This is a genomic window from Winogradskyella sp. HB-48 (assembly GCF_049942685.1).
In the GTDB taxonomy this organism is placed as follows: Bacteria; Bacteroidota; Bacteroidia; order Flavobacteriales; family Flavobacteriaceae; genus Winogradskyella.
Map to the genome: position 1 here is coordinate 2180065 of NZ_CP187934.1, position 21433 is coordinate 2201497.

The window sequence follows — 21433 nt, forward strand, 5'->3', positions numbered from 1 at the left end:
GCGGTTATACATTGTTGCCAGTAGTTTTTTATTCATAGTCTACCATTTTTATTTCTTCACAATTTATGTGTGTCGAAACAGTTTTGGATTCCACTTGATTAAATTCCATTATCTTTTTCCAAATTCCGTTGTCGTTTCTGTAAAGTCCTGTAAATCCATTTCCATCACAACGTCTTTTTTTAAATACAGAAAGTATGGCATACTTTTTATTTTCTGAAAATATTGGTTTAGAATAATGAAAATATACAGTCTCTTCTGGATTGTTTTTATCATCCATTTTCCAACTTTGAACAAAGTCCGCATATAGTTTTTTATTGTTCCAAATTTTGTTTTTACTCCACAACCATTTCTTTTTTAGTATTAAGGTATATGGTTCTTTATTTTTGATTAGACTATCATATTCTTTTTGGTCAATGCTGTATTTGACAAATTTTATTTTTTTCGTTTGTGGTGGTGACAAAATGTGATTGTAATTGTAATCATCAGAAACTAATTTTGCTTCATTCAGATTATAATTTTTCCAGTTAATAGTTTCATTCTTTGGTTGTGTATTGATAAAGTTTTCTGGAAAGTCCTTGTCAACCATTTTTAATTCTCGAATTTGATAATTTTGTAATGAATCAACTATTTTTTCTTGTTCAAGACTTTTAGGTACTAAAAAATAGTATTCAAAATTTTTAGGGACTTCGGCTTTAGTAACTTGATTAATCAAATTCTCTATATCTGACTTTTGTCCGAATAAATTCAGAGTCAAAAAGATTGATATGAGCAATAATGTTTGTTTCATTCAAATTACTGGCAACGGTCTCGTATAACCGTCAGTTGCGGGTTTATATGCGTTAATTTTCGGTTTGGCACTGACGTTAGCAATTCCGAGTGGATTCGGACGTAGTCGAATCCGCCGTAATTGCGGTTATACATTGTTACCAAACGTACTTTTTTATAGTGTTCCTCCATCTGGCCAGTTTTTCCAATGATTATTCGGTTCATTAGTTGGCTTGTAGAATTCCGTTTTTCCAGTTTCCAATACTTTGGCTATCTGTTTAAAAGTTTCATTTTTACTTGGAAGTTCCGAATCAGCACAATCTGGATGATACCATTCAGTCAGTTCCATAATTTTTGGTAAATCCAATGGAATTCGTTCCCTTATTTCCTTTTCAGTCGCCTCTAATTCATTGTTGTATTCAGGCTCTAAACCTCTCATAAATTCCCAAACGAAAATTTTGTCTTCCTCTTCGAGTTCAATTCCTTTATTCAGATAAAATTCTCTGTTGTGATTAATACTCAATTCTTTTCCACGTAAAAGCATTGTTTTTGCTTTTGGGTTTAGACTTTCCAAATATTCTTCGTCAAAAGTCGAATTGTCCGCACTATTATCTGTTATGTACAAAAAGTTTGCGTTGTCAGTTCCAGGCTTTGTGTCTATGCAGTTACCAAAAATGTGTAAGCAATTGGAAATTCCGTCGTGTCCTCCGCCACGATAATTAAATCCGATTACTTCAATGATTAAGGCCCATCGTTTTTCATCTCGGTAAGCACTCATTTTTGAGTGAATCGGATAAACGTAGCCATTGTCCAACATCGGAAAGGTAAAATCTTCAGCACATTTGTCAAGTTGCTTTAGTATTTCCTTTGCTGAATATTCCTGTTTTTTCTTAAATCCGAAGATGTTCATTCGTATGTTTGGTAACTTGTTATATGTCAACTAATATATGGTTTTATTCGTTAAATTCTCGAGATACACCAAGTTTTGAGGTTAGTTTATTCTGTTTAAAGATAACCAAATAATAAGGTCGATTTTTACGTAATGTTACGTGTTTTTTATGGAGTAGAAGCCACCACACCAAGCGTGTAGAGTTGTTCCATCGTTGGGCTTTCACTACCACCTTCTGGCTCTAAGGTTATACCAAAGGCTTGGCTTTCATTAGCATTGGTAATGGCAAATATTTTGTTATTGTCGGTGTTAAAGTCGTCAATAGTACCTAAACTGGTAGGTGTTAATGGGTTTAGTGTTAAAGACCATACTTGCCAAACTTTGCCCTCTGGTGCATTTGGTAAGCCTTCACCATCTAAGTAAATGGTATCGTCAGCTTTGTTCCAATATACTTTAGCATAGGTAGAGGCGTAGTCTCCTTGTCCACCCAATGGTACAGCTATAATATCCTTATCTCTTATGGCATCTAACAGGTTTTTGGTGGCTGCAAGATCGCCTCTAGCTTCTTCAATTTGTATTTCGAGGTATTGCTTTTCGGTAGAAACGGTTTGTAGTTCTTCTTCAACCTTATTTTTATTGTTAAGTGTCCATAACAAACCACCAGCCAATAATACAGAAGCTGCCCAACCTGTGTAAGAAATCCAGTTTGGTTTTCTTGGTTTTAGATCTACAACTTTAGTGTCTGTGGTTAATTTACCTTTAAATGATTCAAAATCTATAGCATGTGGCGATACGGCTGCTGTAAGTTTTACAACGGCTGCTTCTATTTCTAAAACTTCTTGCAATATTTCAGGATGTTGTTGCATCAAGTCATAAACCTCCTGATTTTCTTTTTCAGAAAGCTTACCTGCCACGTAGAGCTCTAAAATACCCGATTCTATGTATGCTTTTATATCCATATTACAATACCATATCCCTTAGTTGCTGAATACAGTTTCTATTTCTTGTTTTTATTGTGCCAATAGGCATTTTTAATTCTTCGGAAGCTTCTTTTTGTGTAAATCCTTTAAAATATAATAACTCTATAACTTCCTTACATTTTTTGCCAAGGTTGGTCACAAACTTTTTAATTCCGATGGCATCTGTGCTGTCATCTAAATTATCGTTACTTGTTATAATATCTACGAAATAATCGGAGTTGAGGTTTTGTTTGGATTTTTTAAAGGCCTTAGACCTTGTGATATCTATGGCTGCATTACGTGCTATATTTAATATCCACGTAAAGAAACGGCCTTTTTTTGAAGAGTAGGTATCTGCATTTTGCCAAGCCTTTATAAAGACATCTTGCATAACTTCGTCTGCAATATCAGCATCTTTTACAATATTGTAGACCACTCCATGTATACTTTGGCTATACATGCCATAAAGTTTTTTGAACGCAACTGGGTTTTTAGATTGAAATTGCTGTACTAATGTTTCTAATTCGGTCATAAGCGACTTGCTTAGAATTTTTGCAGACAAGGGGAAGATTAGTACTGCAATAGCTCTAGTTATTTATTTTTTAGTTAGTGTTTTTTTAAAAATTATTCTATGATGGCACCACAGCTTACTCTGCTACCAGCAGCACCAGATGGCTGAGATGTAAAGTCGTCAGTACCTTGATGCACTATAATAGCTTTGCCTATAATATTTTTTGTTGGGTCTTCGCAGGTAAGACACCATTCCTTGGTAGAGAATTTAACCTCTCCTTTGCCATCTGCACCTACCATAAAATTACCTATATCTCCTTTATGATATCCAGTGTCTGCTCCCCATTTTCCATGAGGCTGTGCAGTAGGATTCCAGTGGCCGCCTGTAGAGGTACCATCTGGAGATGAACAATCTGCGGACTCATGGATATGTATTGCATGCTCCCCTTCATCTAAACCAAATAAGTAAGCCATCATGGTAACTTCACCATTTTCTTCGATAAATTTTATAGTTCCTGTAGCATTAGAACCACTTTTAGGATCTAATGTAATTTCTATTTCAGTTTTAGTTACTGTTTCTTCAACTGTTTTCTCCACTTCAGTGTCTACGGTTTCTTCAGTTTCTTTTTTGTTGTCTTTACATGCTGTTGCAAAAACTAGGACAAACGTAAGTATACTATATTTTAAATATTTCATGGTTGATTTTGTTTTTAGTAAAGTTAAGAATATAAGACTTCCAATGCAAATAGAGTATCGTTAATCTTTAAAATTAAAATAAATGAAGAGTGTTGATTTTCTATTCTGTTAATTAAGGGGCTTCATGACAAAAGTCATATTTTATAAAGACGCTTAAGAGTAATTTTGATTTTAGACAAAAGTTGATATGTGTCAAAAGTTAGTAAATAAATACAATGTGGCAGGTCCACGTTATACCAGCTATCCTACGGTTCCGTATTGGAATGCTGAAACATTTTCATTAAAACAATGGAAACAGGTTTTAAAGCAATCCTTTGATGAATCTAATGCAGAAGAAGGGATAAGCTTGTACCTGCACCTGCCATTTTGTGAAAGTCTTTGCACATTTTGTGGTTGCCATAAGCGAATAACCAAAAGGCACGAGGTAGAATTGCCTTACATAAAGGCAGTATTGAAAGAGTGGCAATTATACCGAAAACTGTTAGGTGCAAAACCTAAAATTAAGGAATTGCATTTAGGAGGTGGTACTCCAACCTTCTTTTCGCCAGAGAATTTGACATTTTTGATTTCTGAATTGCTTAGAGTGTCTAGCCTGGCTGAGGATTATGAATTTTCCTTTGAAGGACATCCAAACAATACTACAACTGAACACTTACAGGCACTTTACGATTTAGGTTTTAGACGCGTCAGCTTTGGTGTTCAGGATTATAATCTAAAAGTTCAGAATGCTATACATCGAGTTCAGCCTTTTAAAAATGTAAAACATGCCACGGAGGCTGCTAGAGCTATTGGGTATACTTCCGTTGGTCATGATATTATCTTTGGTCTACCATTTCAAACTGAAGCAGACGTTATTGAGACAATACGTAAGACTGAAACTTTAATGCCAGATCGTATTGCTTTTTACAGTTATGCACATGTGCCATGGATAAAGGGCAATGGGCAGCGTGGTTTTAAAGATGGCGATTTACCAACACCCGAGTCTAAACGTCAGCAATATGAAACAGGTAAATCACTTTTAGAAAAAGTAGGCTATACCGAAATAGGTATGGATCATTTTGCATTAAAAACAGATGGACTTTACAAAGCCATGCAAAACGAAACCATACACCGTAATTTTATGGGCTATACTGATTCAAAAACACAGGTAATGATTGGGTTGGGAGTATCCTCCATAAGCGATAGTTGGTACGGTTTTGCTCAAAATGTAAAATCTATTGAAGAATATTATAACCTATTGGGAAATGATATTATTCCAGTGTATAGAGGACATATTTTAAATGAAGAGGACTTAAAGATTAGAAAGCATATTCTCAACCTAATGTGTCATTTTAAAACCTCTTGGATACAACCAGAAGAGGTATTTGATGAATTACCAGAGGTGCTTATAAAACTAAAAGAACTAGAACTAGACGGTTTAATTGGATTTGAAAAAAAGCAGATGACCGTAACTGAAAAAGGGAAACCTTTTATAAGAAATATATGTATGGCCTTTGATTTGCACCTTCAACGCAAAAAGCCAGATACCCAATTATTTTCAATGACCATTTAAAACACTAACACCATGAAAAAAATTATTGTACCCATAGACTTTTCGGAGCATTCAGAATATGCTTTGGAAGCAGCCGCGAACCTGGCTCAAAAATACGGTTCAGAACTTATTGTATTGCACATGTTAGAATTGTCTAATGCGATATTAACATCTAACGGAAATTCTATCAATGAAGAAGCTGTTTTTTATCTAAAATTGGCAGAGCAAAAGTTTGATGCATTTTTAGATAAACCTTACCTAGAGGGTTTAAAAATCACTCCAATTGTAAAACACTTTAAGGTTTGGAGCGAGGTAAACGATGTGGCTAATGAACATCATGCCAATTTGATTGTAATGGGTTCTCATGGTGCCAGTGGAGTTAAGGAGGTACTAGTTGGCTCCAATACCGAAAAAGTAGTGCGTCATGCCGATATACCAGTATTGGTGATAAAGCATAACCCAATATTATTGGATTTTGAAAATGGTGTATTTGCTAGCGACTTTACAGACGAAGCAATAACACCATACCTAAATGCAAGGAAAACTTTTGAAAAATTAGGCGCGACAATGCACTTGGTGTATGTGAACTCACCTGATGGTAATTTTAGAAGTTCAACAGAAATAGACAAGCGTATATCCTTGTTCCTTAAAAAGGCTGATGGTGATTTAGATAATCTAGAAAACGTGCATGTGGTTTCGGATTATTCTATTGAAAAGGGCATTTTAAGTTTTGCCAATACCATAGGTGCTGATTTAATTGCAGTCGCCACTCACGGCAGAAAAGGCTTGGCACATTTCTTTGAAGGAAGCATCTCTGAAGATATCGCCAATCATTCCACCTTGCCGGTTATGACCTTTAAAATATAGTTCTTGATGTTTATTAGTTAGTGTTATTAATATCAAGTTAAAACGCCAAAGACAAAAGCTTTGGCGTTTTTTTATTGAATGTTTTTTCTAAACTCTTTCTCTTGTTCAAAATTGAGATTCAAATCTTCTTTTATACCGTTTGCTGTTGGTCTTAGAAAGATGAGATATACCAATAGCGCTAAAGCAATGATTAAGTAGAATAGGTTGCTGCTAATCATAAATATAACGATACCTAAAAAGGCAGGACCTTCAATTAAGGCAATCCTAATAAGATGAGAAGTTTGATATGCTGTTAGTTTTTCTATAAGTGTTTCTTTTTTATGTATTTGTTTCAATTGTGCTTTAAACATAAAAATACTCACAGATACACCTCCAAAAGCAAAAATCGGAACCAGATAAAGAAATAAATCCTCAGAATCATCAAAACTAATTATTGTATGATCTGAAATTAAAAAAACAACAGTTGCAAACACTAAAATGGCTATGCAGTAGCCATAGTGAATAACTGTCAAGGTGTTTATAATTTTTTTAGGAGTGTTGGTTGTCTCTGTCATCTGTACAGAAATTTATTTAATTTTTTTTAAATCAAATATAATCTATTAATGACAATCAATAGCGCTGGTTGCCATTTCTACAATTGGAGCAGGCGAGATGTATGGGATGCCTAATCCCAATCCTCTAAGGATGAATAAAACACCTATTATGACTACAAAAACCGGAATGGCTTTTTGTATGCGTTGTTTTATGGTTTGGTTTAAAAACTTACCTAAATAAATAGCTGATGTCATTAAGGGAATAGTACCCAAACCAAATAAAACCATATATAAACTGCCTTGCAATAAACTGCCTGTTGCTACTGCGCCAAATACAGCCATATAAACCAAACCACAGGGTAAAAATCCATTAAGAAAACCTATGGTTAAAAAAGTATCAGGTGTTTTTTTCTTTAAAGCCTGGCCAAGATTTGACTTCACTTTGGAAATGATCTTGTTTAAAGGTTTAGATAAATTGTATTTAGCAAAGGTCTTATATGGAATTAATACAACAAGAATCATTAATACACCAATAGCTATAGAAAGTTGTTGTTGCACTCCAAAAAGATTAAGACTTTTACCAACTAACCCAAAAACAAAACCGATGAGGCTGTAGGCTAATAACCTACCAATATGGTAAACACCAATTTGAGATACTTTTTTAAACGAGTTAGAGTGATCTACTGGCAACATAAAAGCTATTGGGCCACACATACCAACGCAGTGCAAACTACCCAATAACCCTAATATAAATGCCGAGTATAACATGTTAATAGTTTATCGCTTCCTTATACAAATAAGGTTCATTGTTATAAGTCCAATCAATGTTAATGTTCCAACGACCATCTAACAATTTGTTGTCAGGTATGAGCAAATTGTGATCAGATAATGAAATAGGAATTTCAAAATCTAACTTTTTGTTAGATGGTCTGTATAGGAACACTGTGCCTTTAATCTTTTCTACTTCTAATTCTTTTGGAAACTCAACAAGAATACCGTTTTCGGTCTTTTTCCAATTGACATTGGTTTTTAAGTTTTTAGAATTTTCTTCTTTATCAATATCAGTTTGAAATTTCAACTCTTTTTGATAATAATCTTCTACCACCAAATCATGGTCATACTTATCGTTTGTAGCCATACTTATTACAAAGTACATGATAAACCCAATAAAGGCAACAAATGCTAAAACGATTGCTGTTCCCCAATTTACTTTCATAACTTTTTTTAATTATAACTTCTAGGGCCTAAGAAGCTCACCGAAGTTGTTTCTATTAACTTGTCGCCACTGTAAACATCAATGGTCAATGTATTTTTGTCACCAGAAAGATCACTTTGTTTAAGTTCTATAAATAGTGTGCCTTCTGCCAGTCCACTTTCTTTTACTGTAAAGGTATCACTTGTAGAAACCAATTTTATTTCACCATCAATACCTCTGAGTTTAAAACTGACATTTTCAATGGTCTGTGTTGTTTTGTTTACAATTTTATAAGTATAGACATTACTAATAATGTCATTGTCTTTGTGCTCGTAAAGCTGTCCTGGTAATCTCAAGACTCGAGCTTCTACATCATTTCTTAAAGCCAACATACCCAAAAGCACACCGATAAGAATGACCAATACGGCAATGTAACCCTTCATACGAGCCGTAATTTTAAATGGCTCGTTCTTTTCTATATTGTCTTCACTGGCATAACGTATCAACCCTTTGGGCTTGTCAATTTTTTCCATGATGGTATCACACTCATCGATGCAAGCCGTGCAGTTTACACATTCCAATTGCGTGCCATTTCTTATGTCAATACCAGTAGGGCAGACATGCACACATTGAAAACAGTCTATACAATCACCATGACCCAAAGCATCTCTATCTTCATTTTTTCTAAATTTTTTTCTTCCGTTTTCACCTTCGCCTCTTTTATGGTCGTATGCCACTACTATAGATTTGTTATCTAAAAGTACACCTTGCAATCTGCCATAAGGACAAGCGATGATACAGACCTGTTCTCTAAACCAAGCAAAAATAAAATAGAAAACTCCTGTGAAAATTAACAGAGGAATTAAAGTGCCGATATGCTCTGAAGGACCTTCTTTAACACATCTTAAAAGTTTGTCACTCCCAATTAAGTAGGCTAGGAAAATATTGGCAATTAAAAATGAGATTATCAAAAAGACAAACCATTTTAAAGTACGTTTTTTAATTTTTTCCGCATCCCATTTTTGTCTTGCCAAACGCATTTGTTTATTGCGGTCACCATCGATCCAGAACTCAATACGTCTAAAGACCATTTCCATAAAGATGGTCTGAGGGCAAATCCACCCACAGAAAATACGACCAAAGCCAACCGTAAATAGGGTAATGAATACCACACCAATTATCATGGAAATAACAAACAAATGAAAATCTTGTGGCCAAAACGGAAAACCAAAGATGTTAAAACGCCTTTCTAAGACATTAAACATTAGGAATTGGTTACCATTAATTTTTATAAATGGTGCAGCAAAAAGGAAAGCTAATAAAAAGTAGCTTACAATTTTTCTCTTTTCCCAGTATGGCCCTGAAGGTTTTTTAGGAAAAATCCAATTACGTTTACCCTCTTCGTTGATGGTACCAATTGAATCTCTAAAAACTTCATTTTCTGGCGTTTCCATTTGGGTGTAGTTTTATATAATTTAATTTGACGCTACAGTTTGAGTTTCTTCAACAACTTCGGTTGTATTCTCCTCAGTGTCATTTGTTGCGTCCTGAGTAGGTTTAACTGTTTCAGATGTGTTTTCAGATTCATCTACCCAAATGTCCCCTTCAGGATCTTTAGGATTAGCGGGTGTTGTCCCTTGGAATTGTAACACATAACTAGCCACTTGAGCCATTTCAAGAGGTTTTAAACTGTTTTTCCAAGCCACCATTCCTTTACCGTCTCTACCACCTTCAGAAATGGTTCTAAACACATTTTTGATACCTCCACCGAGAATCCAATGTTGATCTGCTAAGTTTGGACCAATACCTCCACCACCATCAGTCATATGGCAGGCAACACAGTTAACTTCAAAAATCTTTTTACCAGCATTTAAATCTGATGCATCAGTAAGAACCTCAACAGTATTTACATCTACTAAATTTTTTGCGGTCTTTTTATACTCTTCAATAGCTCTATTGGCTTCGGCATATTCTATTTCGTATTCTGCAAATTGGTCTCCAGCATTAAAAATGTGAAAACGTGCTAAGTAAACCGCAGCAAAAATGATTGTAGCATAAAAACCATATAACCACCAAGGCGGGAGGCTGTTGTCTAACTCTTTTATACCATCGTAATTATGGTCTAGAATAATTTTACCTTCTTCTTCAATAGGTTTACCACCTTTTAGTTTTTTGTAAGTATTCTGAATCCATAATGATAATTTAGATGGTGCTGCTCTCTGTGCATCGTACCTGGCTTTGCCTTCTTCATCTAAACTTTGGTAAAGAATGTTATCCATTGTGCCTACAATGCCTTCTATAGCAATTAAAAATAGAAGCACTAATAAAAGGAATAAAAGAATAACAGGTTGTTCTATAAATGCTGGCTGATCGCCAGAATCTACAAAGTATTCGATAAGTCCTGCGATAATAAAGAATACGACAGGTACTCTGATATATGATGGGATTAAATTTCTCATGGTTGTGAATCGTTTTGGTTATCTAAAGGAATATTACTGACTGTTGTTATATAATCTTTCTTTGCTGTAATCACCCAGAAAAAAAGCGCTACAAAAAAGAGAAAGAAAATTAAAAGAGATATTAAGGGATAGATTTCTATCCCTGTGATACTTTCCATATGATGTTTTACAAATTTTAGCATGGCGATTAGTTTTGAGCAGTTTCGTTAATGATTTCTTTCACTTTAATGTCGGTACCTAAACGTTGTAGGTAAGCAATAAGTGCGACAATTTCTCTATTTCTCATTTCGACGAAATCTTCACCGCCAGCGGCTTTATCAGCTTCATAAGATTTAGCAAAATCAGGATCGCTATAAAGGTTTTTCTCAATTTGAGTACCTTGTTCTAACATAGAAGCTTGTGCGTTAGCAATATCTTCTTCTGTGTAAGGGACACCCAGACTAACCATAGTTTCCATTTTCTTTTCGGTCATGGACTTATCTAGTTTAGCACCCTCACCAACAATTAACCATTTATAGGCAGGCATGATTGAACCTGATGAGGTTGTTTGTGGATCGTACATATGATTAAAGTGCCAGTTGTCGTTATACTTTCCGCCAACGCGATGTAAATCTGGTCCTGTACGTTTACTACCCCAAAGGAATGGATGATCATATACATATTCACCTGCTTTAGAATACTCACCATAACGTTCTACCTCACTTCTAAAAGGTCTTACCATTTGTGAGTGACAACCCACACATCCTTCTCTAATGTAGATGTCCCTACCTTCAAGTTCTAATGGAGTATAAGGCTGAACACTACTTATGGTTGGTATATTAGATTCAACCACAATAGTTGGTATAATCTGTACAATACCACCTATTAATATGGCTATTGTAGCGTATATAGTAAGAAGTACAGGCTTACGCTCTAACCATGTGTGCCATCCTTCTCCCGCAACACGTCTCTTAGATACACGTTGTAGAGCTGGAGCTTCTGCAAGTTCGTCCGTAACTTTGCTGTCTGATTTTACAATCGTGACAATAACATTATACACTAAGATTAGCATACCGATGATGTAAAGCGTACCACCAATAGCACGCATCCAATACATAGGCATAATTTCGGTAACAGTTTCAAGGAAGTTACCATAAACTATACTACCATCTGGATTAAATTGTTTCCACATACTCGCTTGGGTAAATCCGGCAACATACATAGGCAAGGCATAAAGTATGATACCTAGGGTACCTACCCAGAAATGTAAATTGGCTAAACCAACTGAATGCAGTTTTGTTTTAAATAGCCTTGGGATTAACCAGTATATCATACCGAAGGCCAAGAATCCGTTCCAAGCTAAGGCTCCAACGTGCACATGTGCAATAATCCAGTCTGTAAAGTGTGCAATGGCATTTACATTCTTAAGGGATAGCATAGGTCCTTCAAACGTAGCCATACCGTATCCTGTAATTGCAACAACCATGAATTTAAGAACCGGATCTGTACGCACTTTGTCCCATGCACCACGTAAGGTTAATAGACCATTAATCATACCTCCCCAAGATGGTGCAATTAACATTACAGAGAATGCAACACCCAGGTGCTGTGCCCATTCTGGAAGCGCAGTATATAATAAGTGGTGAGGGCCTGCCCATATATAGATGAATATTAATGACCAGAAATGAACTATAGATAGTCTATATGAATAAACAGGTCTGTTGGCTGCTTTAGGTACAAAGTAATACATCAATCCAAGGAATGGAGTAGTTAAGAAAAATGCTACTGCATTGTGTCCGTACCACCATTGTACTAAGGCATCCTGTACACCGGCATAAACCGAATAACTTTTAAAACCTGTTAAGCTAACTGGAAGTTCTAAACTATTAAAGATATGAAGTACTGCAACCGTCACAAACGTAGCGATATAAAACCAAATGGCCACATATAAGTGGCGTTGACGACGTTTTAAGATTGTACCAATCATATTAACACCAAAAACAACCCATACCAAAGCAATGGCGATGTCAAATGGCCATTCTAATTCGGCATATTCTTTTGATGTTGTAATACCTAGTGGTAGCGTTATTGCTGCGCCCACAATAATCAATTGCCAGCCCCAGAAGTTAATATTGCTCAATAAATCACTAAACATTCTTGCTTTTAGTAGACGCTGAAGTGAATAATAGACACCAGCAAAAATGGCATTACCCACAAAGGCAAAAATTACTGCGTTGGTGTGTAATGGTCTTAACCGCCCAAAACTCAACCACGAAATACCGTCGGTCATGTTTGGGAATAAAAACATAAAGGCCAAAATAAGCCCAACGAGCATCCCAACCACACCGAAAACTATTGTGGCGTAGAGGAATTTTTTAACGATTTTGTTATCGTAGTAAAATTGTTGCATTTCCATATTAATATAATTAGTCAGTTTTTGTTGAATTTTTTGGTTTTACTATTTCATCTTCAAATAACATACGTACTGATGGTGTATAGCTATCATCATATTGGCCAGATTTTACAGCCATTAAAAAAACGATAAAAAAAGCTACACCAACAATGACACTTACTGTTAAAACTATGTATATAACACTCATACCTATTTTGAAGTTATGGCTCAAATTTACTGTTGAACCTTTTTTAAAAACATGACATTTATCATGTCATCTTATTTAGATTTATTTCAAATAATTATTTCAGTTTTCTACCTATAAAATTGGTGCATACTGTTGTAAACACTACTATACTTATAGAACTCAATGGCATTAAAATGGCTGCAATTACAGGTGCTAACTGACCCGTGACGGCAAAATATAGTCCAATAACATTATAAATGAATGAAAGCACAAAGCTCCATTTTATGATCTTTATGGCTGATTTTGAAGCCATGATATAACGATACAATTGCTTAAATTTTGAAGCATCTAAAATGGCATCACAAGCAGGTGAAAACACATTAACATCTTCTGAAATAGCAATGCCAACGTCACTTTGTGCTAAAGCGCCTGCATCATTGAGTCCATCACCAATCATTAATACTTTTGCACCTTCAGATTGATGGTATTTAATAAACTCTAATTTGTCATCTGGTTTTTGGTTGAAAATAAGTTTAGTTTTTCCTGGAAGTAACTTTCGAAGATTTTTGAGTTCCCCTTCATTGTCTCCAGAGAGAATCACTAAATCAAAATGTTTCTTTAATTGATTAAAAAGTTTAGCTACTCCTTTTCTATAACTATTATAAAAGGTGAATTTTCCTTTGTAGACATCATTGTTGCTTACGTGAACTGTAGTATTTAGATTAGGGGTTTGTTCAGCATTACCCACAAAACTTGCGGATCCAACTTTTAGGTTAATATTGTCATGTTTTGCTTCTATACCTTTGCCAATGTGTTCTTCAAACCTATCTAGCGTAATGATATTGTGTTCATCAAGGATATTATAAAGTGTTCTACTCAAAGGGTGATTAGATCCTCTCAAAGAGTTTTTAAGGACCAAACTTTCAGAATCCGATAACGATATGCCTTCATATTCTGCGCTACTTTGTTTGTTGGATGTAATGGTTCCTGTTTTGTCAAATATTACAGTATTGATATGTGCTAGCTGTTCTATAACGCTAGCGTTTTTCATATAAAACTTCAGCTTGCCAAAAATGCGAAGCAGATTTCCATAGGTAAAAGGTGCAGACAACGCAATAGCACAAGGACAAGCAATTATAAGTACTGCAGTAAAGACATTCATGGCTTTACTGGCATCAATAAATAACCAATAAGTTGTTGCAATTACCGCTATTGTAAGGATGGCAATTGTAAAGTGTTTACTTATATTGTTAGTAATATTGGTAAAACCATCTTCCTTATTTTTATTAAAGACGTCGTTGCTCCACAATTGGGTAAGGTAACTTTGTTCAACAGATTTTAAGGCTTCGAGCTCTATGACACCAGCTGTTTGTTTGCCACCTGCAAAAAGTTTGTCACCAGATTTTTTAGTAACGGGTTGAGATTCACCTGTAACAAAACTGTAGTCTATTTTTCCTCTACCATTAATAAGGATGCCATCAACCGGAATTAACTCTTCATTTCTTATTAATAGTCGGTCACCTTTTTCAATATCATAAACCTGAATTGAGTTTTCACTTCCGTCTTTTTCAATTTTAGTAATTGCAATAGGGAAGTAGCTTTTATAGTCGCGCTCAAATGATAGGAAGTCATAAGTTTTTTGCTGAAAAAATTTACCTAACAAAAGGAAAAAAACCAATCCTGAAAGACTATCAAAAAAACCTGAACCGATGTCAAAAGCGATTTCAACAGTACTTCTTATAAATAAAACGGAAACACCTAAAGCAATAGGCACATCAATATTTAAAAGTCTTGCTTTTAAGCCTTTATAAGCCGACACAAAATAATCTTGTGCCGCGTAAAAAACCACAGGAATGGACAACGAAAACATAAGCCAACGGAACATATGCTTGTATTGTTCTAACCAGAATTCATTGATTTCAAAATACTCAGGAAACGATAGGAACATGATATTTCCAAAGGCAAAACCAGCAACACCAAGTTTATAAATTATTGTTCTGTTGATTTTTTGTTTTCCTGTTTTAAAATCATCTAGACTAATGTAAGGTTCATATCCAATACTGCTCAATAAAATGACGACAGACTTTAGGTCTGTTTTTTTAGAACTGTAAGTGACCCTAAGCGTTTTTTTACCAAAGTTTACTTGAGAGTCAGAAATGTTTGGATTAAGTTTTTTAAGATTTTCTAAAATCCAAATGCAGGAACTACAATGAATATGTGGAATGTAAAGTGTAGCTATTTCAATCTCATCGCCTCTAAATTCGGTAAGCTTTTCTATAATATTTTCTTGTGATAGAAAATCGTACTTTCCTTCAATTTCTTTGGGAATGGCTCCTGGTGAATTTTGTAAATCATAATAGCAGGTGAGATCATTTTCATTAAAAATTTCGAAAACAGTTTTACAGCCATTACAGCAGAAGGTTTTTTCCTGAAAGATAATGGGATGATTACCACAGTCGTCACCACAATGAAAACAAGATTTGTTTCCCATAGTTTAATTTGCTCATTTATACCTGTAACAAAGGTGACATTATCTGTAAAGATAAAATATGATATTTGTCATGTAATTAGTATATTTGGGTTAAGTCACTAAATCAATTGGTATGAGTAAATGTGAGTCTTGTATTATTAAGGAGTTTAATTCCTTAAAGTCTCTGACGCGCGATGAATTAATGCGAGTTTCCGCATGTAAAACTGGAAAATTTTACAAGAAAGGTCAGGTCATTTTTGAGGAAGGGGAAACGCTTAACGGAGTTTATTGTGTGAGGGATGGTGTATGTAAACTCACTAAGTTAAGTGAAAATGGAAAAGACCAAGTTGTAAAACTGGTTGTCAAAGGAGATCTTTTGGGTAAACGATCTTTGGTTACTGATGAGAAAACAAATTTAAGTGCTATTGCACTTAATGATATGGAAATGTGCTTTATCCCTAAGAGTGAGATAATTGATGATTTGTCAAAAAATCCAAAGTTTACTATGGACGTATTGAGAGAAATGGCTAATGATTTAAAAGAATCAGACGAGTCATTGGTAAATATGGCCCAAAAATCTGTAAAACGCAGGATGGCTGAAATTTTGATGTATATTCATGACAATTTTGGTACGGATAATGAAGGGTATTTAAGTATTGTCCTTTCTCGTGAAGACTATGCTAGTATAGTTGGTACGGCAACAGAATCTGCTATTAGAATATTATCCCAATTTAAAAAAGAGGATTTGATTTCTACTAAAGGTAAGCATATAATGATTGAAGATTATAACGGTCTTAAATGGATAGAATAAAAAAGCGCTCTAATTTAAAGCGCTTTTTTGTTTAGTCTACACTAAAGCGTTTGGTTTCTTTAAATGGATTGACTTTTAAGTCTTTCATTTCATTCTGAAAATTTTTCCAAGTCGTATTGAAGAAATCATTGGTCTCACCAAAAACTTTATCAAAAGCATCTTTTGCATGTTGAATTAATGTTGTCTCTGTTGAGGTTATTCCTGTTTGGCTATCATATACGTAACCTTGTGCTGTGCGCAGGCGTTGCATTGGTGTTACTTCTGGATCTCTAGTAATGCCTTGTCTTTCATCTACTTTGCCTAAATACTTGTCAATTAGGCTATCAATAGATTTTACCATTTCTTTAGAACGCTTAATCTGTTCTTTGTAAGTCTCTTTATCTAGTTTGGAAAGTTCTTTCTTGAAGTTTTCGGCTATGGTTTTACTTTCTACCAATTGTTCAACAGCTTCAGCAGCTTTTTCTTGGAGTTTTTCTAATGCCTTTGCTGTTGCGTAGACTTCATTTATATTTTTTTGTGAAACATTTAGTCTTGGGTCAGATTTTACGGTAATTGTAGTTTCGGAAGTTAAATTACCGTAATGTAAAACTGCTTTGTAGTCACCTGGTTTTACAGAAACGCCACCAGGTTCTCTGTTTTGCTCTCGGATTCTTCGCGAAGGCCTACTAACACCTGCTTCATCCATATACCATGTCCATTTCTCAAGACCGTTTTCTTTTGGTGCTTTTTGTTTTAATGTTCTAATAAGTCGTTCGCCATCATAAATTTTCAAGGTCAGTGAATCCCAGTTAATTTTAGATTCACTTTTTTCATCATCCATGTTGTCCTCATTTTCTTTTTCCTGATTGTCTTTCTTTTCTTCTTTTGGCATATCTTTTTTATTGAACATATATGTAAATCTTGCTCCACCACCACGATTTTCACCATGGTACATGGCATCTGCACCAAAACGACTTCCTGTGGGTTGTTGGTATGCTGCTTGATAAGCTGTTGGTGGATTAAATAACTCAATATTTGAGTTGATGACCGACTTGTTTTTCGCCATGGCTCTCAAAGGTCTAATATCGTCTAGAACCCAAGCTGCTCTTCCGAATGTTCCTATCACCAAATCGTGCTCCCGAGGATGGATAACTAAATCCTTTACAGATGTAGTAGGGAAACCTTCAGTCCATTTTGTCCATTTTTCTCCTGCATTTAAAGAAATATAAAGTCCATCATCTGTTCCTAAGAACATGAGATTTGGTTCTTCTAAATCTTCTACAATGGATAACGTGTAACTCTGAACATCATTTCTATCTACTATGCGTTCCCAAGTTTTTCCATAATTTTTTGTCCGGTAAGCATAAGGCGTATAATTAAAACGTCTGTAATCGTTAGCAATTAAAAGTGCTTCGCCTTTGTTTTTATTGGATGCTTTTATTTGGGCTATCCAACTGCCTTCGGGTAACCCTTTGATGTTTTTTGAAACATCGACCCAAGTATTACCTCCATTAATTGTATAGTGTACTCTGCCATCGTCGGTCCCAACCCAAAGCATATTTTTTTCTACAAGCGACGGTTCTATGACTAAAACGGTACAATGATTTTCTGCTCCAGTTGCATCCATAGTTAATCCACCACTTTCGGATTGTTTTTGCTTTTCAGGATCATTAGTGGTTAAGTCTGGTGAAATAACAGTCCAGGTTTCGCCTTTGTCAGTTGATTTATGTACAAACTGGCTTCCAAAATAAATTGTACTGTTTTCAAACGGATCAATGTTTATAGCTGAATTCCAATTAAAACGCAATTCTACATTAGCATCAGGATGTGTAGGTCTTACTCCATAGTTGTTTCCGGTTTGCCAATCGTAACGGCTTACATAACCTTGCTGACTCATAGACCAACCATAGCGTGAATCATCTCTATCTGGTACCACATCAAAACCATCACCAAAACTTATTTCTTGCCAGTAACTATTTCTAATACCTTGATCTTTCCAAACATAAGCCGGCCCTCTCCAAGACCCATTGTCTTGCATACCTCCATAGACATTATATGGAAATTCATTGTCTACTGCGATGTGATAAAATTGAGCCACAGGAAGATTACCAATAAATCGCCATGTTTTTCCACCATCTCTAGTAATATTCATACCTCCATCATTGCCATCAATCATAAAACTACCATCCTCTGGATGAATCCACCAAGCATGGTGGTCTGGATGCACACCATTACTCACACCATAAGCAGGCATAAGTTGCTCAAAGTTTTTCCCTCCATCTTCAGAAACGTTCACGTATGTGAATACAGAATATACGCGGTTTTCATTTTGTGGGTCTACGTAGATTTCAGAATAGTAAAATGGACGATTCCCTATATCATTTTTGTCATTAATTTTTGTCCATTTAAAACCACCATCTTCACTTTTATAAAGTGCATTTTTTTTAGCTTCAACAAGCGCATAAACAATTTCAGGTTTTCCAGGTGCAATAGCCACACCAATACGACCTAAATCTCCTTTAGGAAAGCCATCATTTTCAGTAATTTTTTTCCATGTTTTACCACCATCGTGTGTCATGTGTAACGCAGAACCTTCTCCACCAGAGTTAAAAAACCAAGGATCGCGCTTGTGTTCCCACATGGCAGCGAATAGTTTGTTTGGGTTAGAAGGATCCATTACCAAATCGGCAATACCAGTTTTGTTATTTGCAAAAAGAATCTTTTCCCATGTTTTGCCGCCATCTGTAGTTTTAAAAACTCCACGCTCAGGATGTTCTCCCCATGGAGAACCAATAGCACCTACATAAACAACATCAGGATTGGTAGGATCTACTATAATTCTATGAATGTGTCTAGTTTTCTCTAAACCCATAGCCATCCAAGACTTTCCACCATCTAGCGATTTGTATATACCGTAACCGCCATTTAGTGAGTTACGAGGATTACCTTCACCTGTACCAACCCAGATTACACTCGGATTGGATTGTTGAATTTCAACAGCTCCTATGGAAGCTGTAACTTCTTTATCAAAAATAGGTTCCCATTTAATACCTCCTGAAGTTGACTTCCAAAGTCCGCCGGAAGCAGTGCCAACATACATAATGTCAGGATTATCGTTTACGACATCAATAGCTGTAACACGACCAGACATACCACCAGGACCAATGTTTCTTGGTGTCATGTTTTTTACTAAATCCATTGAAAATTCTTGTGCAGAAAGAAGTGCTACACCACAAAGCATAACACATAAGAGAAAACGTTTCATTATTATTTAGGTTAGTTAATTTCTCTAAAAATAATGAAAAGAAATTTGAGAATTCATAAGAAGTTGTTAAGGTGTAAATTATAATTATTTCTCGATGGCAATGGGTGTGTTAGTACTAGTGCCATTCTTATTGTCATTAGTTAAAACCCATTTGGATCCATAGACATCTTTGTAGACAATTTTATAGTTGATATTTATCTTGTTTAGTGCGTCCCTGGTCAGTTGAATATGTTTTGGATTTTTTATTTCAAGAATGTCGATTTGCTCATTTGCTGGTAAAACAAAGCCTTTTATGAGCGTACTATATGTATACGGAATAGTGTCTAACTCTTTATTATTCTCAAAGATATAATCAAACAAATCTTTGGTGTTGTTAAATTTATGGATGGAATCCAGAGTAATTTCTACTTCATCAATAAATGCTGGGCCAACCCCTTTATTACCAACTACAAACTTAAAAGTATTATTATAGTTACTATACCATTGGTTAAGATGAGGCAATACTGATGCACTTTGTTGCATCTGTATGAGCTTATTTTCTTCTCTAGCTAAATACGATTGGTAAATGAGAGCTATTAAAGAAATTACACTTATGAATAGAGCAGAAGTGCTCATGATTTTATCAGTGGTCCAGTTGATTTTTTTTCTGGTTTTTTTTGGTTTTTCTTTTTCGGTTTCCTCGGACATTTTGTAATAAGTTTCGGGTAAAGTTAACAAAATGTTAGAATCTGAAAATATGTAAATGTTACATTTAAAAGTATTATTTTTATAATGCTATGAGAGAACAAAAAAGAAAATCGGGCTTTATATTCAAAACTTATGAAGCGCCATACCAATCCCCTTTCGAAAAACTCTTTGAAATTTTCAAGGAGTTGATTACTTATACATCAGGAGATTTTGATGAGGCTATTGATTGGTTGCGACAGTTGGATGTAGAGTATAAGCTCACTACACCAGATTATACCATTGATGATTTTATTGAAGATCTAAAAAAGAAAGGGTATATAAGAGAAGAAATTGATAACGATGGCAATGGTGGAAGCGGAATGGCAATCACGGCAAAAACCGAGCGTGCTATCAGACAACAAGCATTAGATCATATTTTCGGAAAAATAAAGCGAAGCGGTTCTGGTAATCACAAGAGTAAAGGTGTTGGCTTAGGAGATGAGCATACAGGTGACTTTAGGGCTTATCAATTTGGTGATGCCTTAGATAAAGTTTCGGTAACTGAGAGTCTTAGAAATGCTCAAATCAATCATGGGATAGCTAATTTTAGCCTAACTGAAGATGATTTAGTTATTGAAGAAACGCTGCATAAAAGTCAAATGAGTACAGTGCTGATGATAGATATTAGCCACAGTATGATTTTGTATGGTGAGGATCGCATAACACCTGCTAAGAAGGTAGCCATGGCTTTGGCCGAACTGATTACAACACGTTATCCAAAAGATACGCTCGAAATTTTAGTTTTTGGTAATGATGCTTGGCCTATAAAAATTAAAGATTTACCATATCTTAAGGTTGGACCTTATCATACCAATACCGTTGCAGGTTTGCAATTGGCAATGGATATGTTGCGCAGAAAGCGAAATACTAACAAACAGATTTTTATGATTACAGATGGTAAGCCAAGTTGCTTGCGAATGCCAGATGGACAATATTATAAAAACAGTGTAGGGTTAGATCCTTATATCGTTAATAAATGCTATGCCATGGCACAACAAGCAAGACGTTTGCACATACCAATTACAACCTTTATGATTGCAGAAGACCCTTATTTGATGAAATTCATTAGAGAGTTTACACAAGCCAATAGAGGGAAAGCATTTTACACAGGCTTAAAAGGACTAGGTGAAATGATTTTTGAAGATTACGAAAACAATAGAAAAAGAAGAATTAAAGGATAAAAACAGCTATTAGCTTTTAGGTATTAGCACTTAGCTTTA

Annotated in this window: 20 protein-coding genes; 4 read left to right on the forward strand and 16 right to left on the reverse strand. The window is 35.2% G+C overall.

The features are described 5' to 3' along the window. Positions 1-28: 28 nt before the first annotated feature. From ACPX19_RS09840 to ACPX19_RS09860, 5 genes are all read right to left on the reverse strand, one after another. Positions 29-787: a hypothetical protein gene (locus ACPX19_RS09840; RefSeq protein WP_426429832.1), complete on the reverse strand. Its 759-nt coding sequence runs from the start codon at positions 785-787 to the stop codon at positions 29-31. Between the two features lie 153 nt (positions 788-940). Further along, a complete protein-coding gene (locus tag ACPX19_RS09845) occupies positions 941-1705 on the reverse strand; it encodes a DUF7003 family protein (RefSeq protein ID WP_426429833.1) in 765 nt (254 codons plus the stop codon). Between the two features lie 116 nt (positions 1706-1821). Next, positions 1822-2613 (reverse strand): anti-sigma factor, encoded by a 792-nt coding sequence (locus ACPX19_RS09850; protein WP_426429834.1) that lies wholly within the window; start codon positions 2611-2613, stop codon positions 1822-1824. A gap of 1 nt (position 2614) precedes the next feature. Further along, positions 2615-3145 (reverse strand): RNA polymerase sigma factor, encoded by a 531-nt coding sequence (locus ACPX19_RS09855; protein ID WP_426429835.1) that lies wholly within the window; start codon positions 3143-3145, stop codon positions 2615-2617. A gap of 92 nt (positions 3146-3237) precedes the next feature. After that, a complete protein-coding gene (locus ACPX19_RS09860) occupies positions 3238-3819 on the reverse strand; it encodes a superoxide dismutase family protein (RefSeq protein WP_426429836.1) in 582 nt (193 codons plus the stop codon). A 187-nt stretch (positions 3820-4006) separates the two neighbouring features. Here ACPX19_RS09860 and hemN point away from each other — a divergent pair, with 187 nt between their 5' ends. Then, on the forward strand, positions 4007-5371 hold the full coding sequence (hemN, locus tag ACPX19_RS09865; protein ID WP_426429837.1) for an oxygen-independent coproporphyrinogen III oxidase: 1365 nt from the start codon (positions 4007-4009) through the stop codon (positions 5369-5371). A 12-nt stretch (positions 5372-5383) separates the two neighbouring features. Then, positions 5384-6217, forward strand: a complete 834-nt coding sequence (locus ACPX19_RS09870; RefSeq protein ID WP_426429838.1) for a universal stress protein — start codon at positions 5384-5386, stop codon at positions 6215-6217. 71 nt (positions 6218-6288) lie between these two features. Here the strand turns inward: ACPX19_RS09870 and ACPX19_RS09875 are convergent, their stop codons facing one another. The 9 genes from ACPX19_RS09875 to ACPX19_RS09915 all read right to left on the reverse strand — a co-directional run bounded on the left by ACPX19_RS09875 (position 6289) and on the right by ACPX19_RS09915 (position 15453). Beyond that, the gene (locus ACPX19_RS09875) at positions 6289-6771 is read right to left on the reverse strand and encodes a hypothetical protein (RefSeq protein WP_426429839.1); all 483 of its coding nucleotides are present in this window, start codon (positions 6769-6771) and stop codon (positions 6289-6291) included. Positions 6772-6816: 45 nt separating this feature from the next. Then, positions 6817-7518 (reverse strand): sulfite exporter TauE/SafE family protein, encoded by a 702-nt coding sequence (locus tag ACPX19_RS09880; protein WP_426429840.1) that lies wholly within the window; start codon positions 7516-7518, stop codon positions 6817-6819. Position 7519: 1 nt separating this feature from the next. Further along, positions 7520-7966: a FixH family protein gene (locus ACPX19_RS09885; protein ID WP_426429841.1), complete on the reverse strand. Its 447-nt coding sequence runs from the start codon at positions 7964-7966 to the stop codon at positions 7520-7522. Positions 7967-7974: 8 nt separating this feature from the next. Next, the gene (gene ccoG / locus ACPX19_RS09890; protein ID WP_426429842.1) at positions 7975-9399 is read right to left on the reverse strand and encodes a cytochrome c oxidase accessory protein CcoG; all 1425 of its coding nucleotides are present in this window, start codon (positions 9397-9399) and stop codon (positions 7975-7977) included. A 21-nt stretch (positions 9400-9420) separates the two neighbouring features. Next, complete coding sequence (locus tag ACPX19_RS09895) at positions 9421-10404, reverse strand: cbb3-type cytochrome c oxidase N-terminal domain-containing protein (RefSeq protein ID WP_426429843.1); 984 nt, start codon at positions 10402-10404, stop codon at positions 9421-9423. Continuing rightward, positions 10401-10586 (reverse strand): CcoQ/FixQ family Cbb3-type cytochrome c oxidase assembly chaperone, encoded by a 186-nt coding sequence (locus tag ACPX19_RS09900; protein ID WP_426429844.1) that lies wholly within the window; start codon positions 10584-10586, stop codon positions 10401-10403. Before ACPX19_RS09900 ends, ACPX19_RS09895 begins: the two co-directional genes overlap by 4 nt. A gap of 5 nt (positions 10587-10591) precedes the next feature. Beyond that, entirely contained in the window at positions 10592-12799 is a 2208-nt protein-coding gene (gene ccoN, locus ACPX19_RS09905; protein WP_426429845.1) for a cytochrome-c oxidase, cbb3-type subunit I, read from the reverse strand. Positions 12800-12809: 10 nt separating this feature from the next. Continuing rightward, positions 12810-12983: a cbb3-type cytochrome oxidase assembly protein CcoS gene (ccoS, locus tag ACPX19_RS09910; protein ID WP_426429846.1), complete on the reverse strand. Its 174-nt coding sequence runs from the start codon at positions 12981-12983 to the stop codon at positions 12810-12812. A gap of 94 nt (positions 12984-13077) precedes the next feature. Continuing rightward, positions 13078-15453 (reverse strand): heavy metal translocating P-type ATPase, encoded by a 2376-nt coding sequence (locus ACPX19_RS09915; protein WP_426429847.1) that lies wholly within the window; start codon positions 15451-15453, stop codon positions 13078-13080. Between the two features lie 112 nt (positions 15454-15565). On the opposite strand from ACPX19_RS09915, the gene ACPX19_RS09920 reads away from it, so the two are divergent. Further along, on the forward strand, positions 15566-16243 hold the full coding sequence (locus tag ACPX19_RS09920) for a Crp/Fnr family transcriptional regulator (protein ID WP_426429848.1): 678 nt from the start codon (positions 15566-15568) through the stop codon (positions 16241-16243). 31 nt (positions 16244-16274) lie between these two features. On the opposite strand, the gene ACPX19_RS09925 is transcribed toward ACPX19_RS09920, so the two are convergent. Next, positions 16275-19487, reverse strand: a complete 3213-nt coding sequence (locus ACPX19_RS09925; RefSeq protein ID WP_426429849.1) for a VPS10 domain-containing protein — start codon at positions 19485-19487, stop codon at positions 16275-16277. A gap of 84 nt (positions 19488-19571) precedes the next feature. Beyond that, complete coding sequence (locus ACPX19_RS09930; RefSeq protein WP_426429850.1) at positions 19572-20174, reverse strand: hypothetical protein; 603 nt, start codon at positions 20172-20174, stop codon at positions 19572-19574. 89 nt (positions 20175-20263) lie between these two features. Here ACPX19_RS09930 and ACPX19_RS09935 point away from each other — a divergent pair, with 89 nt between their 5' ends. Continuing rightward, positions 20264-21394: a vWA domain-containing protein gene (locus ACPX19_RS09935; protein ID WP_426429851.1), complete on the forward strand. Its 1131-nt coding sequence runs from the start codon at positions 20264-20266 to the stop codon at positions 21392-21394. The last annotated feature ends 39 nt before the right edge of the window (positions 21395-21433 follow it).

What these genes read in the sequence shown, in the direction of transcription:
- ACPX19_RS09840 (WP_426429832.1), bottom strand. Translation starts at nt 787, where the DNA reads ATGAAACAAACATTATTGCTCATATCAATCTTTTTGACTCTGAATTTA.
- ACPX19_RS09850 (WP_426429834.1), bottom strand. Translation starts at nt 2,613, where the DNA reads ATGGATATAAAAGCATACATAGAATCGGGTATTTTAGAGCTCTACGTG.
- ACPX19_RS09855 (WP_426429835.1), bottom strand. Translation starts at nt 3,145, where the DNA reads ATGACCGAATTAGAAACATTAGTACAGCAATTTCAATCTAAAAACCCA.
- ACPX19_RS09860 (WP_426429836.1), bottom strand. Translation starts at nt 3,819, where the DNA reads ATGAAATATTTAAAATATAGTATACTTACGTTTGTCCTAGTTTTTGCA.
- hemN (WP_426429837.1), top strand. Translation starts at nt 4,007, where the DNA reads ATGTGTCAAAAGTTAGTAAATAAATACAATGTGGCAGGTCCACGTTAT.
- ACPX19_RS09870 (WP_426429838.1), top strand. Translation starts at nt 5,384, where the DNA reads ATGAAAAAAATTATTGTACCCATAGACTTTTCGGAGCATTCAGAATAT.
- ACPX19_RS09875 (WP_426429839.1), bottom strand. Translation starts at nt 6,771, where the DNA reads ATGACAGAGACAACCAACACTCCTAAAAAAATTATAAACACCTTGACA.
- ACPX19_RS09880 (WP_426429840.1), bottom strand. Translation starts at nt 7,518, where the DNA reads ATGTTATACTCGGCATTTATATTAGGGTTATTGGGTAGTTTGCACTGC.
- ACPX19_RS09885 (WP_426429841.1), bottom strand. Translation starts at nt 7,966, where the DNA reads ATGAAAGTAAATTGGGGAACAGCAATCGTTTTAGCATTTGTTGCCTTT.
- ccoG (WP_426429842.1), bottom strand. Translation starts at nt 9,399, where the DNA reads ATGGAAACGCCAGAAAATGAAGTTTTTAGAGATTCAATTGGTACCATC.
- ACPX19_RS09895 (WP_426429843.1), bottom strand. Translation starts at nt 10,404, where the DNA reads ATGAGAAATTTAATCCCATCATATATCAGAGTACCTGTCGTATTCTTT.
- ACPX19_RS09900 (WP_426429844.1), bottom strand. Translation starts at nt 10,586, where the DNA reads ATGCTAAAATTTGTAAAACATCATATGGAAAGTATCACAGGGATAGAA.
- ccoN (WP_426429845.1), bottom strand. Translation starts at nt 12,799, where the DNA reads ATGGAAATGCAACAATTTTACTACGATAACAAAATCGTTAAAAAATTC.
- ccoS (WP_426429846.1), bottom strand. Translation starts at nt 12,983, where the DNA reads ATGAGTGTTATATACATAGTTTTAACAGTAAGTGTCATTGTTGGTGTA.
- ACPX19_RS09915 (WP_426429847.1), bottom strand. Translation starts at nt 15,453, where the DNA reads ATGGGAAACAAATCTTGTTTTCATTGTGGTGACGACTGTGGTAATCAT.
- ACPX19_RS09920 (WP_426429848.1), top strand. Translation starts at nt 15,566, where the DNA reads ATGAGTAAATGTGAGTCTTGTATTATTAAGGAGTTTAATTCCTTAAAG.
- ACPX19_RS09925 (WP_426429849.1), bottom strand. Translation starts at nt 19,487, where the DNA reads ATGAAACGTTTTCTCTTATGTGTTATGCTTTGTGGTGTAGCACTTCTT.
- ACPX19_RS09930 (WP_426429850.1), bottom strand. Translation starts at nt 20,174, where the DNA reads ATGTCCGAGGAAACCGAAAAAGAAAAACCAAAAAAAACCAGAAAAAAA.
- ACPX19_RS09935 (WP_426429851.1), top strand. Translation starts at nt 20,264, where the DNA reads ATGAGAGAACAAAAAAGAAAATCGGGCTTTATATTCAAAACTTATGAA.